Source organism: Streptomyces callyspongiae (assembly GCF_047200695.1).
Lineage (GTDB): Bacteria > Actinomycetota > Actinomycetes > Streptomycetales > Streptomycetaceae > Streptomyces.
Map to the genome: position 1 here is coordinate 58,020 of NZ_JBJZOM010000012.1, position 15,228 is coordinate 73,247.

General features: G+C 71.9%; 17 protein-coding genes. 11 read left to right on the top strand and 6 right to left on the bottom strand.

Going from position 1 to position 15,228, the window contains the following annotated elements; translation table 11 throughout:
• Nucleotide 1 precedes the first annotated feature (1 nt).
• Nucleotides 2-1,048 (bottom strand): L-threonine 3-dehydrogenase, encoded by a 1,047-nt coding sequence (tdh, locus tag ACL06G_RS13760; protein ID WP_412786052.1) that lies wholly within the window; start codon nucleotides 1,046-1,048, stop codon nucleotides 2-4.
• Nucleotides 1,049-1,143: 95 nt separating this feature from the next.
• On the opposite strand from tdh, the gene ACL06G_RS13765 reads away from it, so the two are divergent.
• On the top strand, nucleotides 1,144-2,070 hold the full coding sequence (locus ACL06G_RS13765) for a LysR family transcriptional regulator (protein WP_412786053.1): 927 nt from the start codon (nucleotides 1,144-1,146) through the stop codon (nucleotides 2,068-2,070).
• Between the two features lie 24 nt (nucleotides 2,071-2,094).
• On the opposite strand, the gene ACL06G_RS13770 is transcribed toward ACL06G_RS13765, so the two are convergent.
• Complete coding sequence (locus ACL06G_RS13770; protein WP_412786054.1) at nucleotides 2,095-2,574, bottom strand: VOC family protein; 480 nt, start codon at nucleotides 2,572-2,574, stop codon at nucleotides 2,095-2,097.
• A 142-nt stretch (nucleotides 2,575-2,716) separates the two neighbouring features.
• Here ACL06G_RS13770 and ACL06G_RS13775 point away from each other — a divergent pair, with 142 nt between their 5' ends.
• The 3 genes from ACL06G_RS13775 (at nucleotide 2,717) to ACL06G_RS13785 (ending at nucleotide 4,955) form a co-directional block, all read left to right on the top strand.
• Entirely contained in the window at nucleotides 2,717-3,304 is a 588-nt protein-coding gene (locus tag ACL06G_RS13775) for a M23 family metallopeptidase (RefSeq protein WP_412786055.1), read from the top strand.
• 1 nt (nucleotide 3,305) lies between these two features.
• Nucleotides 3,306-4,532, top strand: a complete 1,227-nt coding sequence (locus ACL06G_RS13780; protein ID WP_412786056.1) for a DUF1906 domain-containing protein — start codon at nucleotides 3,306-3,308, stop codon at nucleotides 4,530-4,532.
• Between the two features lie 150 nt (nucleotides 4,533-4,682).
• Nucleotides 4,683-4,955, top strand: coding sequence for a glutaredoxin domain-containing protein (locus tag ACL06G_RS13785; RefSeq protein WP_412786057.1), 273 nt, complete (start codon nucleotides 4,683-4,685; stop codon nucleotides 4,953-4,955).
• A 45-nt stretch (nucleotides 4,956-5,000) separates the two neighbouring features.
• Here the strand turns inward: ACL06G_RS13785 and ACL06G_RS13790 are convergent, their stop codons facing one another.
• The 3 genes from ACL06G_RS13790 to ACL06G_RS13800 all read right to left on the bottom strand — a co-directional run bounded on the left by ACL06G_RS13790 (nucleotide 5,001) and on the right by ACL06G_RS13800 (nucleotide 7,451).
• Nucleotides 5,001-5,495, bottom strand: a complete 495-nt coding sequence (locus ACL06G_RS13790) for a GNAT family N-acetyltransferase (RefSeq protein ID WP_412835947.1) — start codon at nucleotides 5,493-5,495, stop codon at nucleotides 5,001-5,003.
• Nucleotides 5,496-5,584: 89 nt separating this feature from the next.
• Nucleotides 5,585-6,685 (bottom strand): calcium:cation antiporter, encoded by a 1,101-nt coding sequence (locus ACL06G_RS13795; protein ID WP_412786061.1) that lies wholly within the window; start codon nucleotides 6,683-6,685, stop codon nucleotides 5,585-5,587.
• A gap of 127 nt (nucleotides 6,686-6,812) precedes the next feature.
• Nucleotides 6,813-7,451, bottom strand: coding sequence for a hypothetical protein (locus ACL06G_RS13800; protein ID WP_412835948.1), 639 nt, complete (start codon nucleotides 7,449-7,451; stop codon nucleotides 6,813-6,815).
• A gap of 254 nt (nucleotides 7,452-7,705) precedes the next feature.
• Here ACL06G_RS13800 and ACL06G_RS13805 point away from each other — a divergent pair, with 254 nt between their 5' ends.
• The 5 genes from ACL06G_RS13805 to ACL06G_RS13825 all read left to right on the top strand — a co-directional run bounded on the left by ACL06G_RS13805 (nucleotide 7,706) and on the right by ACL06G_RS13825 (nucleotide 11,435).
• Entirely contained in the window at nucleotides 7,706-8,245 is a 540-nt protein-coding gene (locus ACL06G_RS13805) for a GNAT family N-acetyltransferase (RefSeq protein ID WP_412835949.1), read from the top strand.
• Nucleotides 8,246-8,435: 190 nt separating this feature from the next.
• Nucleotides 8,436-8,930: a DUF2617 family protein gene (locus ACL06G_RS13810; RefSeq protein ID WP_412835950.1), complete on the top strand. Its 495-nt coding sequence runs from the start codon at nucleotides 8,436-8,438 to the stop codon at nucleotides 8,928-8,930.
• The gene (locus tag ACL06G_RS13815) at nucleotides 8,927-9,331 is read left to right on the top strand and encodes a DUF4247 domain-containing protein (protein ID WP_412835951.1); all 405 of its coding nucleotides are present in this window, start codon (nucleotides 8,927-8,929) and stop codon (nucleotides 9,329-9,331) included. Before ACL06G_RS13810 ends, ACL06G_RS13815 begins: the two co-directional genes overlap by 4 nt.
• A gap of 48 nt (nucleotides 9,332-9,379) precedes the next feature.
• A complete protein-coding gene (locus ACL06G_RS13820; protein ID WP_412786066.1) occupies nucleotides 9,380-9,817 on the top strand; it encodes a DUF350 domain-containing protein in 438 nt (145 codons plus the stop codon).
• A 46-nt stretch (nucleotides 9,818-9,863) separates the two neighbouring features.
• On the top strand, nucleotides 9,864-11,435 hold the full coding sequence (locus ACL06G_RS13825) for a polyamine aminopropyltransferase (RefSeq protein ID WP_412786067.1): 1,572 nt from the start codon (nucleotides 9,864-9,866) through the stop codon (nucleotides 11,433-11,435).
• A 22-nt stretch (nucleotides 11,436-11,457) separates the two neighbouring features.
• On the opposite strand, the gene ACL06G_RS13830 is transcribed toward ACL06G_RS13825, so the two are convergent.
• Nucleotides 11,458-12,066: a HEAT repeat domain-containing protein gene (locus ACL06G_RS13830; RefSeq protein ID WP_412786068.1), complete on the bottom strand. Its 609-nt coding sequence runs from the start codon at nucleotides 12,064-12,066 to the stop codon at nucleotides 11,458-11,460.
• A gap of 353 nt (nucleotides 12,067-12,419) precedes the next feature.
• Between ACL06G_RS13830 and ACL06G_RS13835 the strand changes: the two genes are divergently transcribed.
• A complete protein-coding gene (locus ACL06G_RS13835; protein WP_412835952.1) occupies nucleotides 12,420-14,204 on the top strand; it encodes a 3-hydroxyacyl-CoA dehydrogenase family protein in 1,785 nt (594 codons plus the stop codon).
• Between the two features lie 77 nt (nucleotides 14,205-14,281).
• Entirely contained in the window at nucleotides 14,282-15,091 is an 810-nt protein-coding gene (locus tag ACL06G_RS13840; protein ID WP_412786070.1) for a TetR family transcriptional regulator, read from the top strand.
• The last annotated feature ends 137 nt before the right edge of the window (nucleotides 15,092-15,228 follow it).

Genomic DNA, 15,228 nt, shown 5'->3' on the forward strand with positions numbered 1-15,228 from the left:
GTCAGCGGGTGCTGGGGGTCGTCCAGTCGAGGACGATCTTGCCGCACTGCCCCGAACGCGCGGTGGCGAAGGCCTCGGCGTGCTCCTCGTAACCGAAACGGTGGGTGACGACCGGCCCGATGTCGAGACCGCCCTGCAGCAGGACGGACATGTTGTACCAGGTCTCGTACATCTCGCGGCCGTAGATACCGCGCAGGGTCAGCATCCGCTGCACGACGGTGGCCATGTCGACGGGCACGTCGCCCGAACCCGTGGGGAGACCCAGCACGGCGATGCGTCCGCCGGGGCGCATGGACGCGACCATGTCGCGCAGCGCCTCGGTACGTCCGGACATCTCCAGCCCGATGTCGAAGCCCTCGCTCATGGAGAGTTCGGGCATCACGTCCGCCACGGCGGCTGTGCTCACGTCGAGCGCCACGCTGGCACCGATCTTCCGCGCCAGCTGGAGGCGGTACTCGCTCACGTCGGTGATCACGACGCTGCGTGCACCGGCGTGCCGGGCGACGGCCGCGGCCATGATGCCGATCGGGCCGGCACCGGTGATCAGCACGTCCTCGCCGAGCACGGGGAAGGCCAGGGCGGTGTGCACGGCGTTGCCGAACGGGTCGAAGATCGCGGCGACGTCGAGGTCGACCTCGTGGCGGTGCACCCAGACGTTCTCCTCGGGGAGCACGACGTACTCGGCGAACGCGCCGTCGGTGTGGACGCCGAGGCCGATGGTGCGGATGCACAGGTGGCGGCGTCCGGCCATGCAGTTCCGGCAGGTGCCGCACACCAGGTGGCCCTCGCCGCTCACGAGGTCGCCGACCTCGACACCGGTGACGCCCGCACCGAGTGCGGCGACCTCGCCGACGAACTCGTGGCCGAGCACGCGTGGCGTCTCCACGGAGCGGGCGGCCCACTCGTCCCAGCCGTCGATGTGCAGGTCCGTGCCGCAGATGCCGGTGCGCAGCACCTTGATCAGCACCTGCCCGTCACCGGCCTTCGGGGTCGGTACTTCCGTCAGGTCCAGGCCGGGTCCCGCGGCCGTCTTCACCAAAGCCTTCATGGCCGAATAGTGACCCCGCGGGACCTGTGCAGTCCATCAGCCATTTCGGGGGATGTCCGTGAAGGAACGCTGCACGATCATGCGAGACTGGCAGCGTGACCATCGATCCGCGCAGGCTGCGGGTACTGCGGGCGCTGGCCGACCACGGCACGGTCACCGCCGCCGCCCGGGCGCTGTACCTCTCGCCCTCGGCCGTCTCGCAGCAGCTGGCCTCGCTGGAGGCGGAGGCCGGGCAGCCGCTGCTGGAACGGCACGGCAGGAACGTGCGGCTGACGGCCCCCGGGACGGTACTGGCGGAGCACGCCGCGACGATCGCGGTGCAGCTGGAACGTGCGGAGGCCGACCTCGCGGCCTGCGCCGCCGGCCTCAGGGGAGAGGTGGTGGTGGCCGCCTATCCGACGGCGATCACGGAGGTGGTGGCCCCGGCACTGGCAAAGCTGCGCGACAGCGCTCCGCAGGTGCGCTTCCACGTCCGGGACGCGGAGGGACGTGCGGGCCTGCAGCTCCTCGGCGAGGGCGAAGCGGACATCTCCGTGGCCGTGGAGCACCGGGAGACGCTCAGCGCCGGGCGCCCGGAGGACGATCAGCGGCTGCGCCGGGAGCCGCTGTACGCGGAGGCGTTCGACGCCGTACTGCCGCCGGGCCACCGGCTCGTGGGCCGGGACCGGTTCCCGCTGACCGAGTTGGCCGACGATCCGTGGATCACCCCGTGGCCGGGCAACCCGGTGCACGAGGTGGTGATGCACGCCTGCGAGCGGGCCGGGTTCCTGCCGCGGGTGGCGTCCCTGACCGACGACTTCCGGGCGGTCAGCGCACTCGTCGCGCACGGCGCCGGGGTGGCACTGGTGCCGCGCACCGCACTGCGCGGAATCGACCTCGCCGCGGCCGTCATCCGACCGCTGGAGGGCGACCGCCCCACCCGCCGGGTGTTCGCCGCCGTACGGCGCGGCAGCCGCCGGCACCCACTGATCGGCCTCGCGCTCGGAGCGCTGCGGGAGGAGTCGGCCCGCCTCGCGCCGTAGCCCGGCGCCCGGTGCGGGGGCCGGTCAGCCGGCGGCCGCGTACGCCTCCTCCAGGCCCGCGATCTCCAGCTTCTTCATCCCCAGCATCGCCCGGAACACCGCCTGCGAGCGGACCGGATCCGGGTCGGCCGTCAGCTCGAACAGCCTGCGGGGCACGACCTGCCAGGACAGTCCGTACCGGTCCTTGAGCCAGCCGCACTGCACCTCCTGGCCGCCCTCGCCCAGGCAGGACCAGAAGTGGTCCACCTCGTCCTGGTCCTCGCAGGTGATCTGCAGCGAGACGGCCTCGGTGAAGGTGAACTCGGGGCCTCCGTTGAGCGCGGTGAACGGCTGTCCCGCGAGCTCGAACGTCACGGTCATGACCGATCCGGGCACGCCCGGCCCCGCCTCTCCGTAGTGCTGCACACCGGTGATGCGCGCCCCCTTCCCGAAGATCGAGACGTAGGTCTCCGCAGCCTCCCGGGCCTGGTCGTCGAACCAGAGGAAGGTGTTGATGTCCGCCATGGTGCCTCTCCCGTCGTGCGGACGAACGCTGTCGTACGGGTGGACGGAATGCGGCACCGGAACTCATCGCCGTGCGGTTTGTATCCGCTTTGTATGCCCGGCCCCTTGAATCGCCGCGTCATCCGACGACAAGGGGAGAACCATGATGGGGAGAAGATCCCGGGCCGCGCTGGCCGCCGTGAGCGCCGTCGCCGCGCTCGCCCTCACCGCACCCGCTGCCGACGCGGCGCCGCAGGACACCTCCACAACCGCGACCCTCAGCGGGGACCGGCCCGTCTTCAAGATGCCGTTCCTCTGCGGACAGCGGTGGCTCGGCAACAACTGGAACGGGCACAGCCCGGCCCACTCGATCGACTGGAACCACTACAACTCCGCGGGGAGCCCCGACGACCTGGGCCGCCGGGTGTTCGCCAGCGCCGGCGGCAAGGTGCTGCGCTCCTTCTACGCGAAGAACACCGGCTACGGGAACACCGTCGTCATCGGGCACGGGAACGGCTGGCGGACGCGCTACGCACACCTGAAGAGCCGTGCCGGACTGGTCCGCGGCGACCACGTCAACCGCGGCCAGAAGATCGGGCGCGTCGGCGCGACGTCCGCTCTCTACAACATCACCCCCCACCTGCACTACGAGCAGATACACGACGGCAACGTCGTGGTCTCCCGCATCCAGGGCGTGCGATGGACCGACTACCTCGAGCGCTACCAGACCAGCAAGAACAGGTGCGGCTGACATGCGGCGCCTGCGCTACGCGCTCGTCGGAGCCCTCCTCGCCTGCCTCGCGGCACCGTCGGTGTCCACCGCCCAGGAGCAACCTCAGACGCAGCACGTGACCCACCGGGGATACGACGTCGAGGTCCCGGCGTCCTGGCGGGTCGTCGACCTCGAGGCCCACCCCACCGCCTGCATCCTCTTCGACACGCCGACCGTGTACGTCGGCCGGGCGGGCGAGGTGCAGGACTGTCCGGCGCACGCGGTCGGCGGAGCTCCCGGTCTGTGGATCCGGCGGACGGCATCGGCCCCGGACACCCCCGGCGCCCGCGTCGTGGACCACGGTGCCGCGGTTTCCGTGCGGCCCGACGCAGGCGGCGAGAGCCACCTCGTGGTGCGCGACGCGGGAGTGGTGGTGTCGGCCTTCGGCGGAAGGAAGGCCTCGTCCGTCCTGGAGACGGCGGCCCTCACGCCCGACGCCCGGCGCTCGACCGCTGCGCCGCGCACCACGGCGGAGGCCGTCACCCTCTCCGCGGTCAAGCTGCCCGGGACGTTCCGCGGGCGGGGCTTCGACGCCTGCACGGCACCGGGCGGAAAGGTGGTCAACGCCTGGCGGCAGTCGACCAACTTCCGGTCCATCGGCATCTACATCGGCGGGATCAGCCGGGCCTGCGCCCAACCGAAGCTCTCGGCCGACTGGGTGCGCAAGCGCGTCAACGGCGGCTGGCACCCGCTGCCCATCTTCGTCGGCCGGCAGGCGCCGTGCGAGGCCGACCGGTTCGCCCACACCCTGTCCAGCGATCCGACCACCGCACGCACGCAGGGCCGCCACGCGGCGAACGCGGCGGTCGACAAGGCCAAGGCGCTGGGCATCGGGGCGCACTCCGTCCTCTACTACGACATGGAGGGGTACAACAACGCCAACGCCACGTGCCGCCGGGCGGTGCTGAACTTCCTGAGCGCCTGGGTCAACCAACTGCGCCGCCAGGACTATCGTTCGGGCGTCTACTCCAGCATCAGTTCCGGCATCGCGGACCTCTCCGACACCTACAACTCGGACAAGTACGCGCGCCCGAACCACATCTGGCCCGCATGGTGGAACCGCGAACGGAACCTCGACTTCACGCCGTACGTGCCCGACGGGCAGTGGAACAACCGGCAGCGGGTGCACCAGTTCCGCGGCGGCCACAACGAGACGCACGGCGGCTACACCCTCAACATCGACACCAACTGGATGAGCGTCCACTGACGCAGCGCGGCAGTCGGGGGCGGAGGCGGCGTGACGACGTCGCCTCCGCCCCGCCGCTGCGTCAGGGCCGGAACGGCCGACCGGGCGGGACGGGGCACGGCGCAGGCCGCTACGCTCGAAGAGACCTGCACTCGGAGAAGAGGGGGGACCGTGACGGACAGCGAGGACGAGGGTGTCGTGCTGTACTGGCGCCCGGGATGCATGTTCTGCATGAAGCTCCGGACCCAACTGCGGTTCACCACGCTGCGGTACCGGAAGGTCAACATCTGGCGCGACCGTGAGGCCGCCGCCTTCGTCCGCTCGGTCGCCGACGGGAACGAGACCGTGCCGACCGTGACGGTCGCGGGGAAGGCGATGGTCAACCCGTCGCGCAAGCAGCTGCTGGAAGCCGTCCGTGCCCGGTCGCCCCGGTCGATGGAGTGACGCGGCGCAGACGGGCCCGCTGCCCGGCCGTGCGGTGATCCGGCCTCACCCGCCGTCGGCGGCCGGGAACCTCACGGCGTAGTGGGCGAGTCGGGCGTCCTCCCGGACGAGTTGCATACCCGCCGCGCTCATGGTGCGGCGTGAGGCGGTGTTGTCGGCCTCGGTGTCCCCCGTGACGCACTGGACGCCCTGCCGGCGGGCCACGTCGAGCAGCGCGCGGAGGGCTTCGGCCGCGTACCCCCGCCTCCGTGCCTGCGGAACGAGGCCGTAGCCGACGGCGACCTCGCCTCCGGCGTCCGGAGGGCCGTGGAAGCCGGCGGTGCCGATGGCCCGTCCGTCCTCCCGTCGACGGATCTCGTAGGTGCCGAAGGGCCAGGGTTCCCCCGACACCGCACAGGCCGCCAGGAAGAGCCGCGCACCGTCGACGTCGTCCTCCCTGGGATACCCGGGAGCCCAGCGGTCGCCCGGCTCAGGTGTGCGCGCGGCGACCCGTTCGGCCTCGGCGGGTGTGAGCGGGTGGAGAACGAGTCGGGGTGTCACGACGGGGTCCACGTGCTCATCCAACACCGCTGCCGTCGTCTCCGCCCGACGTTCCCCTGCCGCGGATCCGCCGGAGGAAGGGACACCTCTCACGGAATGATCGCCAGGAACAGGAAGGCGGCCAGCAGCACCAGGTGGAGGGCGCCCTGAAGACGGGTGGCACGTCCTGGGACGACGGTGAGGCCGCTGACCAGGACGGTCAGCAGGAGCAGCACCAGCTGCGTCGGCCCCAGCCCCAACAGGAGCGGCCCGGTGAGCCAGACCGAGGCGATGGCGATCGCCGGGATCGTGAGGCCGATACTCGCCATCGCGGAGCCGTAGGCCAGGTTGAGGCTGATCTGGATGCGGGCACGCAGCGCCGCCCTGGCGGCAGCGAGGGTCTCGGGCAGGAGGACGAGCAGGGCGATGACCACACCGACGAACGAGTGGGGAAAACCTGCCGCCTCCACCCCGTCCTCGATGGCGGGCGACTCGACCTTGGCCAGCCCGACGACGGCGACCAGCGCCACCAGGAGCAGACCCAGGCTGGTGAGTGCGGCCCGTCGGCCGGGCGGAGGTGCGTGCTGCGCGAGGTCCTCGCCGACGGGGGTCCCCTCCGAGGTCACCGGGAGGAAGAAGTCCCGGTGCCGGCGGGTCTGGGTGAGCACGAACAGCACGTAGAGCACGAGGGAGGCCGTCGCGGCGAAACCGAGTTGCGGCGCGGAGAACTTGGGGCCCGGCTCGCTGGTGAATCTCGGGAGCACGAGGCTGAGCGTCGCGAGGGTGGTGACGGTGGCGAGTGCGGCGCCGCTGCCCTCCGGGTGGAAGTGGGTGATGCCGTGGCGCAGGGCTCCCAGCAGGAGCGAGAGCCCCGCGATGCCGTTCGTTGTGATCATGACGGCGGCGAAGACCGTGTCGCGGGCGAGGGATTCGGTCTCGGCGCCGCCGGAGACCATGAGCGTGACGATCAGGGCCACTTCGATGACCGTGACCGCGACGGCGAGCACCAGGGATCCGTACGGTTCGCCCACCCGGAGCGCGACGACCTCCGCGTGGTGCACAGCCGCCAGGACGGCCCCCGCGAGGACGGCGGCCACGACGACCACCCAGCCGGTGGCCAGGTGCCGCCCCCAGGTCAGGACCAGAACAACGAGGGCGAGCGGCGGCACCGCGGTGGTCCAGGAGAGGCGCGGGAGGCGGAGGGCGGTCACGGAACCGACGGTAGCGACGGGACGCGGCAGCGCCGGGGAGCGGCGTGCCGCACCGGCCGCCCCTCACCCGGCCGGTTCCGTGCACCACCGGACGGGGCGCACGGAACCGGGCGTGGGCCGCGGGGCGTCAAGCCTTCCGCTTGCCGTTCTTCGCGGCGGCGTTCATCACCGGCGGAGAGGCGAGTTGACCCCATTCCTCTTCGCAGGCGACGTCGCCTCCGGTGACGTCGCACACCGTCTCGTAGACGTCTCCGCCGGTCGTGATCACCTTGACGCGTGCGGTGTTGCCCTGCTCGTCGATGGTGATGTCGCAGGCGCCGTCCGGATAGCCTCCGTTGCCCGAGACGTCCTGCCAGACGATGTTTTGCGGGGTGGGCGTCAGGTCCCGGTCGCCGACGAACGCCTGGCCGTCGACGAGTGCGGCGAGGTGCTCCTCCGAGGCGCTCGGGGCGTAGGAGTCGATGGCGGTGCACGGGCCGGGCGGGCCCTGCTCGCCGGGCGGTCCCTGCGGCCCCTGCGGACCGGGCGGACCCGCCTCTCCCTGCTCCCCCTGCGGGCCCTGCTCGCCGGGCGGCCCCTGCGGCCCGCGCGGGCCCCTCGGCCCGGGGGGCCCGGGTGGTCCGGGGCAGTACGTGTGGCAGCCGCCGCCTCCGCCGGCGGAGGCGCGGGGCGCCTTCTCCGCGGGCGCAGGGCCGTCCGCGGCGGCGTACACCGGGCCCGCGATGCCTGCGAGAGCCAGCGAGAGCGGAACGGCCAGGACACCCACGGCGCGACGCGGGCGTCCGTGAGCACTTTCTGGCAGAGGGGGCTTCCTTCGCGTCATGTCACTCCTTGCCGATACGACGAGGGGGTGGTGAACGGCTGCGGCCGGACACGTCCCTTCTGTCGCCGCCGGGGAGCTGAGCGACACAATCCAGTCCGACAATCCCTCTGTCGGACGGTCGGATTCACTCAGTCGCACGGCACCGGTGCGCGGAAACGCCGGTGCGACACCGGGCCCCCGGTGGCAGGCTGAGGGCCATGCACCTGCGGAAAGCCCTCACGACGGACGCCGACGGCATCGCAGCCGTACGGGTGGCGGGCTGGCGCCACGCCTACGCGGGCCTCATGCCCGCCGAGTACCTGGCCTCGCTGTCGGAGCCCGACGACGCCGCGCGGCATCGCACCCGGCTGAGCCTTCCCGGCCCCTCCCACGACCTGGTGGCGGTGGAGGACGACGGCGGGGTGGCCGGCTGGGCGTCATGGGGCCCGTACCGGGACGGGGAACGACGCACGGCCGATGCCGAGTTGTACGCGCTCTACCTCCTTCCCCGCCTGATCGGCACAGGGCTCGGCCGCCGCCTGACCCAGGAGGTGTGCGAGGCGGCGGCCCGGACCGGCGCCGCCCGTCTGTTCCTGTGGGTCGTCGAGGAGAACACCCGCGCACGTCGCTTCTACCGTCGGGCGGGCTTCGCGCCGGACGGCGCACGCGACCCCTTCGAGGTGGGCGGACGGTCCCTCACCGACCTGCGCTGCGTGCGGGACCTGCAGGGCGGTGCCGCTGGGCCCAACCACCCCTGACACACGGGGCGCTGTCCGGCTCCGCCCCGCGCCCGTCTTCGTGCAGCGGCGGCGCACCCCCGTCCCGGGCAGCACAGTGAGCTGTGCCATACTCGCCCGACGCACGCCGGTGCCGGACGGCACAACGGGGAACAGGGGACTGCAGCATGGGGGTCGTGGCCGCATCGGGACGGCGTGAGGCCTGCGTCCCGTGAGCGGTATACACCTCGCAACTCCCTTCCTGGACACGGGTTCCGACGACCTCTCCTTCGCACTGGGTCTTCCCGCGCACGAGGCGCTCGCGGTCGCCGAGGTAGAGACCTTTCCGGGGCTCACGGTCGAGTTGCGTCTCCTGGGCGCCTCCCATCAGGTGTTCGCCGGTCCGGTGCGCGAGACCGTCGCCTGCCTGCCCGGCGGTTCGCCCCGCCTGCCCGCCCGGGTCACCGAGGAATTCCCCGGCTGGCTCTACCGCTTCGCCGCCGAGGTGGAGCAGCACGATCCGGTGGGTTTCGCCCACCGGGTGACCGCGGTGCGCACGGCGGTGGAGGGCCGGTCCGATGCGCTCTACGGCGTGTTCCCGGGCGCTGCGGACGCGGTGACCGCCCTCGCCGTCGAGCGCGGCCCCGGTCTCGGTTGGCGCACCTGGCACACCTACCCGCAGACCGGCCACGTGGTGGCCACGCACACCCGGATGGAGATCAGATGAAGCGCATCGGGCCGGCTTCGGTGGCGGTGACGGCCACCGTCAGTTTTCTCGCGACCGGCTGCTCCGCCGCCCCCAACGACGTGCCGTACAGCTGGATCTCCAGCACGTACGAGTACGAGATGGGCAACTATCTCGACCCCTCCGACCCGCCCTCCGAGGTCGCCGACGAGATCGACGGCCACACGGCCGCCGCCGACCGCCTCAGCGACGACGGCATGGTCTTCCTCCGCTACGACGACGACATGGTCGCCATCGGGCCCCGCTCCGTGGGCACGGGCAGCGTGATCGACGTGGACGACTACGACGACGGCTACGACCGCTGGAGCTCCCACGTACGGCGTTCCTGGCCCGCTCCCGGCAGCAGCAGCTTCCGCGGCGGCGGCCCCGGCTTCGGCAAGTGATCAGCACACACCGCGACGCGGCACACACTCCGGAAGGAAAGCAGAACAGTGGGATACATATTCGAACAGGCCGGTATTGCGCTGCTGTACGGCCTCGTGGGCTTCGCCGTGATGGTGCTCGGCTTCATCGTCCTGGATGTGGCCACGCCGGGGAAGCTCGCCGCAGTGGTGTGGACCGAGCGCAACAAGGGCGCAGCCGTGGTGCTCGGCGGGCAGATGGTCGGCATCGGCTGGGTGATCGCACAGGCGATAGGTGCCAGTGAATCCGAGGCGGGCCTGGGCTACGGGTTGTTCAGCACGCTTCTCTACGGAGTCGCGGGCGTCGTCATGATGACCCTGGTCTTCATCATGGTGGCTCTCCTGACGCCCGGTCGGCTGGGAGCCACCGTGTTCGAGGACGACGGTGGCCGCCCGCATCCCGCGGCATGGGTGCAGGCCGCCATGTACCTCGGCACGGCCCTGATGGTCGGCGCGGCGCTGGCCTGACGCCGCGTCGACCGCACATCCGACCCGTCACTGTGATGAGAAGCCCGTGTCCGCTCACTCTCCCGTCCTGACCTCGCGTTTCCCGCGATTCCTGCTTCTGTTCGCCGTCTTCCTGTGTGCCGCCTGCGGGTTGGTGTACGAACTGGCGCTCACGGCGCTCGGCAGCTACCTCATCGGCAACTCGGTCATGCAGACCTCGATCGTGCTGTCGGTGATGGTGTTCGCCATGGGCCTCGGCTCCTTGGCGGCCAAGCCGCTGCGCCGCCGGGCTGCCGGAGCGTTCGCGCTGGTGGAGGGCCTGCTGGCGCTGGTCGGGGGGCTCTCCGTCCTGATCCTGTACGTCGCGTACGCCTGGCTGCGGATCTACACGCCGGGCGTGGTGTTCATCGCCTTCGTGGTGGGGGTGCTGATCGGCGCGGAGATCCCGCTGCTGATGACGCTGCTGCAGCGGATCCGGACCCAGGAGGCCGGCAGCGCGGTGGCCGACATGTTCGCCGTGGACTACATCGGCGCGCTCGTCGGCGGCCTGTGCTTCCCGTTGCTGCTGCTGCCGACCTTCGGCCAGATCAAGGGCACCTTGGTGGTGGGGGGCGTCAATGCGCTCGCCGGCATCGTGGTGGTGCTGTGGATCTTCCGGGATCGGATGCGCCGTATGGTGCGGGTCGGTCTGCTCGCGGGCATGGCGGGCGTCCTGGCGGTGCTCTCGGGCTGCTATGTGCTGGCGGAGGACATCGAGATCACCGCACGTCAGCAGTTGTACCGCGACCCGGTGGTGCGTGCCGAGCGGACCGCGTACCAGCAGATCGTCGTCACCGAGTCGCCGACGCTGACCGGGGACGGCGACATGCGGCTGTTCCTCAACGGCGACCTGCAGTTCTCCTCCTTCGACGAGTACCGGTACCACGAGGCGCTGGTGCATCCGGCTCTCGCGGGCCGGCGGTCGTCGGTGCTGATTCTCGGCGGCGGCGACGGACTCGCCCTGCGGGAAGTGCTGCGCTACGACGACGTGGACGAGGTCACACTGGTCGAGTTGGACCCGGCCATGACGGAGCTGGGGAGCAGCTTCGAACCGCTGCGGGAGCTGAACCACCGTGCGTTCTCGGATCCGCGGGTGAACACGGTCAACGCGGACGCGTTCAACTGGCTCCGGGACAGCACGCAGCAGTTCGATGCGGTCGTCGTCGATTTCCCCGATCCGGACACCGCCGCACTGGCCAAGCTGTACTCGGTGGAGTTCTACGGCATGGTCTCCCACGCCCTGGCGCCCGGCGGGAACGTCGTGGTGCAGGCGGGTTCGCCGTTCTTCGCCCCGAAGACGTACTGGTCGATCGACGCGACGCTGCAGGCGTCCGGATTCGCCACCACCGCCTACAACGTGGACGTGCCGAGCTTCGGCAACTGGGGGTTCCTGCTTGCGCGGCCCGCCTCGGAGACGGAGGGGGAACGTCCTCCCCTGCGCCTCGCGCCGCACGCCCCGCCGATGCGTTTCCTGGACGCGTCGGTGCTGCGCGCGGCCCGGGTCTTCCCGCTCGACCGTCGTTCCCGGGACGTCCGTGCCAGCACTCTGATGGATCCGACGGTGCTGGAGTACCAGCGGCACGAGTGGAACGCCTACTGAGCACGGGCGCCCCGGGTCTGCCTCATGCTCCGGTGCGTGCCAGGGCGGCTTCGGCCGCGGCGCGCAGCCGGTGGTGGCCGGCGGCCTCCCGCAGTACGGGCCGGGCCCGGGCGTCGCCGAGGCGCCCGAGCCCCTCCACGCAGGCGAGGACGACGGGGTGAGGGGCGCCCGGCCGGTCGAGCAGCCGGGCGAGCAGCTCCACCAGGGTCGGGACGGCCTCCGGGGCACTCAGTGCCGTCAGTAGGCGCACCGGATGCAGCGCATAGGCCGTGCGCAGCTCGTTGGTCGCCAGGACGGCGGCGGCCCGGGCGGTGCGGGGGTCGGACAGCCTCGCGAGTGCGTGGGCGGCGGTGGCGCCGCGGACAGGATCACGGTGGTTGAGCAGGAATACCAGCGTCTCGAAGGCGCGCCTGTCCCCTGCGCACCCCAGTGAGAAGGAGGCGGTCTCCAGGGCCCACAGCGGGCGGCCGCGCTGGGCGAGGACCGCGGCGAGGGCCTCGCGCGCGGCGGGCGTGTCCTCGCGTGCCAGCCGGAGGAGTCTCCCGCACTCCCCCGACGCGTCGTCACGCGCCTCCGCGCGTGCCCGGTGTTCGAGTACGGCGAACTCGGCTGCGTCTCTGCGGCCCTTCACGCGCTGACTCCCTCCCTGGGCGAGCGGCGCCGCTCCCCTGCGGCCACCACGGGGAGCATTGACGTCGCGACGCTTGGTCAACCCGGGCTGGGGCCGGTACGTCACTGGCACTGGGTGCCATTTTTTCGGCCGTCTCCCCTGGCGTTCTTGTTACCGACGAGTTAGCCTGCTCATCAGAGCGGTACCACCGCTCAGGCGGCCTGGTGACGCAGCCGCCGAGAGTGCAGTCGGTTCGGTGACCACCCCGGCCGGCGCGGCCCCGGGACAGGGTCGCCCGGCGCCCGCAGTTCTGCGCCGCGCGCCCCTGTGCACGCGCGGCTCTCCCCTTTTCAGTCGTCACTTGGGAGTCCGTGATGGACCGTCCACCCCTGAACACCATCGCCGTCGTCGGCCTGGGCACCATGGGCACCGGAATCGTCGACGTGCTCACCCGTGCGGGCCGCGAGGTGGTCGGCGTCGACGTCGACGCGTCGGCCGCCCGGCGCGCCGTCGCTTCGCTGGAGGCCTCGACCGCCCGTTCCGTGGAGCGCGGCCGCCTCACCGAGGAGGAGCGCCGCGGCACCCTGACCCGCTTCCGCACCTCGTCCGATCTGCAGGACGTCTCCGGCGCGGACCTGGTGATCGAGGTGGTGCCCGAGGACTACGACACCAAGTGCCGTGTCTTCGCCGCCCTGGACTCGGTCGTTGCACCGGAGACCATCCTCGCCACCGGGACCAACGCGCTGTCGGTGACCCGGCTCGCCGCCGACTCCGACCGGCCGGAGCGCGTGCTGGGCCTGCACTTCTTCAACCCGGCGCCCGCCATGAGGCTGGTCGAGGTGGTGTCCTCCGTGCTGACCTCGTCCGAGGCCGTCGGGGCCGTGACCCGACTCGCCCGGGAACTCGGCAAGGACCCGATCGCGGTCGGGGACAGGCCCGGGTTCGTCGCGGACGGCCTGTTGTTCGGCTACCTCAACCAGGCCGCGGCGATGTACGAGTCGCACTACGCCGGCCGGGAGGACATCGATGCCGCCATGCGGTTGGGCTGCGGTCTGCCCATGGGACCGCTGGCGCTGCTCGACCTCATCGGCGTGGACACCGCGCGCACCGTGCTGGACGCCATGTACGCGCAGTCGCAGGACCGGCTGCACGCCCCGGCACCGATTCTGCGGCAGCTGAGCGACGCCGGACTCAACGGCCGCAAGTCCGGTGCGGGGTTCTACACCTACGAGGCCCCCGGGTCGCCGACCGTCGTGCCGGACGCGCGTACGCCCTCCGACGGAGCGGCGGGCGTCACGGGACGGCCGGTGACCGCGGTCGGCGTGGTGGGGTCCGGCACCATGGCCGCCGGCATCGCGGAGGTGTTCGCGCGCTCCGGCTACCCGACCGTGCTGGCGGCGCGCAGCGAGGAGAAGGCCCGACGCGCCCTGGAGCGGGTCGCCCGCTCGCTGGAGCGTGCGGTGCGCAAGGGCCGGATGAGCGAGTCGGACTGCCGGGCCGCGCTGGCCCGCATCACCCCATCCGGCACGCTGGAGGCGCTGTCCGGCGTGGACCTCGCCGTGGAGGCCGTGGCGGAGGATATCGAGGTCAAGCGGGAGCTGTTCGCGGCGCTGGACAAGGTGTGCAGGCCGGGCGCGGTGCTGGCCACCACCACGTCCTCGCTGCCCGTGGTGGCCTGCGCGCGGGCGACGACCCGGCCCCAGGACGTGGTCGGCATGCACTTCTTCAACCCGGCACCCGCCATGAAGCTGGTCGAGGTGGTGCGCACGGTGCTCACGGTCGACGACGCCGTCGCCACCGTGCGCGAGGTCTGCACGGCGGTGCGCAAGCATCCGGTGGACTGCGGGGACCGCGCCGGGTTCATCGTGAACGCCCTGCTGTTCCCGTACCTGAACAACGCGGTGAAGATGGTCGAGGAGCACTACGCGTCGCCGGACGACATCGACGCCGCGATGAAGCTCGGTGGCGGTTACCCGATGGGACCGTTCGAACTGCTGGACGTGGTGGGGCTGGACGTCTCGCTGGCGATCGAGCAGGTGCTGCACCGCGAGTTCCGCGATCCGGGGCTGGCCCCCGCTCCGCTGCTGGAGCACCTGGTCGCGGCGGGATGCCTCGGCCGCAAGACCGGGAGGGGCTTCCGCGAGTACGCGACGAGGTGAGCGCGGGCTGGGGCGGCCTCCTGGAACCTCCGGGAGGCCCGCCTTCCCCGCAGGTCACACGGTGTAACGTGCACCACATGCCGGAGTCCGTGAAGCCCGCCCGTACCCCCGCCGCCTCCACCCAGCGGCTGAAGATCCGTCGCGAACTCGCCGCCGCGGCGATGGAGCTGTTCGCGACCAAGGGCTACGAGGCCACGACCGTCGACGAGATCGCCGCGACCGCCGGGGTCGCGCGGCGGACCTTCTTCCGGCACTACCGGTCCAAGGAGGAGGCGATCTTCCCGGACCACGACGACACCCTGGTCCGCGCGCAGGCCGTGCTGGAGGCCGCGCCCGCGCACGAGCACCCGCTGGACACGGTGTGCCGCGGCATCAAGGAAGTCATGAAGATGTACGCGGCGTCGCCCCAGGGCAGCGTCGAACGGTACAAGCTGACCCGGGAGGTCCCCGCGCTGCGGGAGCGGGAGATCGCCTCGGTGGCGCGCTACGAGCGGCTGTTCACGCGCTACCTCCTCGGTCATTTCGACGAGGCCGCGCACCGGGACGCGGGCGAGGGGGCCAGCGGCTTCGACGAGCCCCTGCTGGCCGAGGTGGCCGCCTCCGCCGTGGTCACGGCGCACAACCACGTGCTGCGGCGGTGGCTCCGGGGCGGCGCGGTGGGGGACGTGGAGGCCCAGCTCGACCACGCGTTCGCGATCGTCCGGCGGACGTTCGGCACGGGCTTCGCCGCCGACCGGCCCGACACGTCCCGGACGGCGTCCACCGGCGCCGAGGAACCGGCGCGGACCACGCAGGAGGGCGAGGTCCTGGTCACCATCGCCCGAACGGACGCATCGCTTCCCCGGATCATGGCGTCGATCGAGGACGCCCTGCGCGGCAGGCGCTGAGGGCCGCCCTTCCTCGGATCCACCCGGTCCTCCACCCGCCCGGGCCGTCCGCCGTTCGCGGCCGGGCCGCGCCGTGCACCTCCGGCCGCGCGGAAGCGTCGCCCCGCCGCCGGTTGCCCGGGTGAACGGCGCGGGTG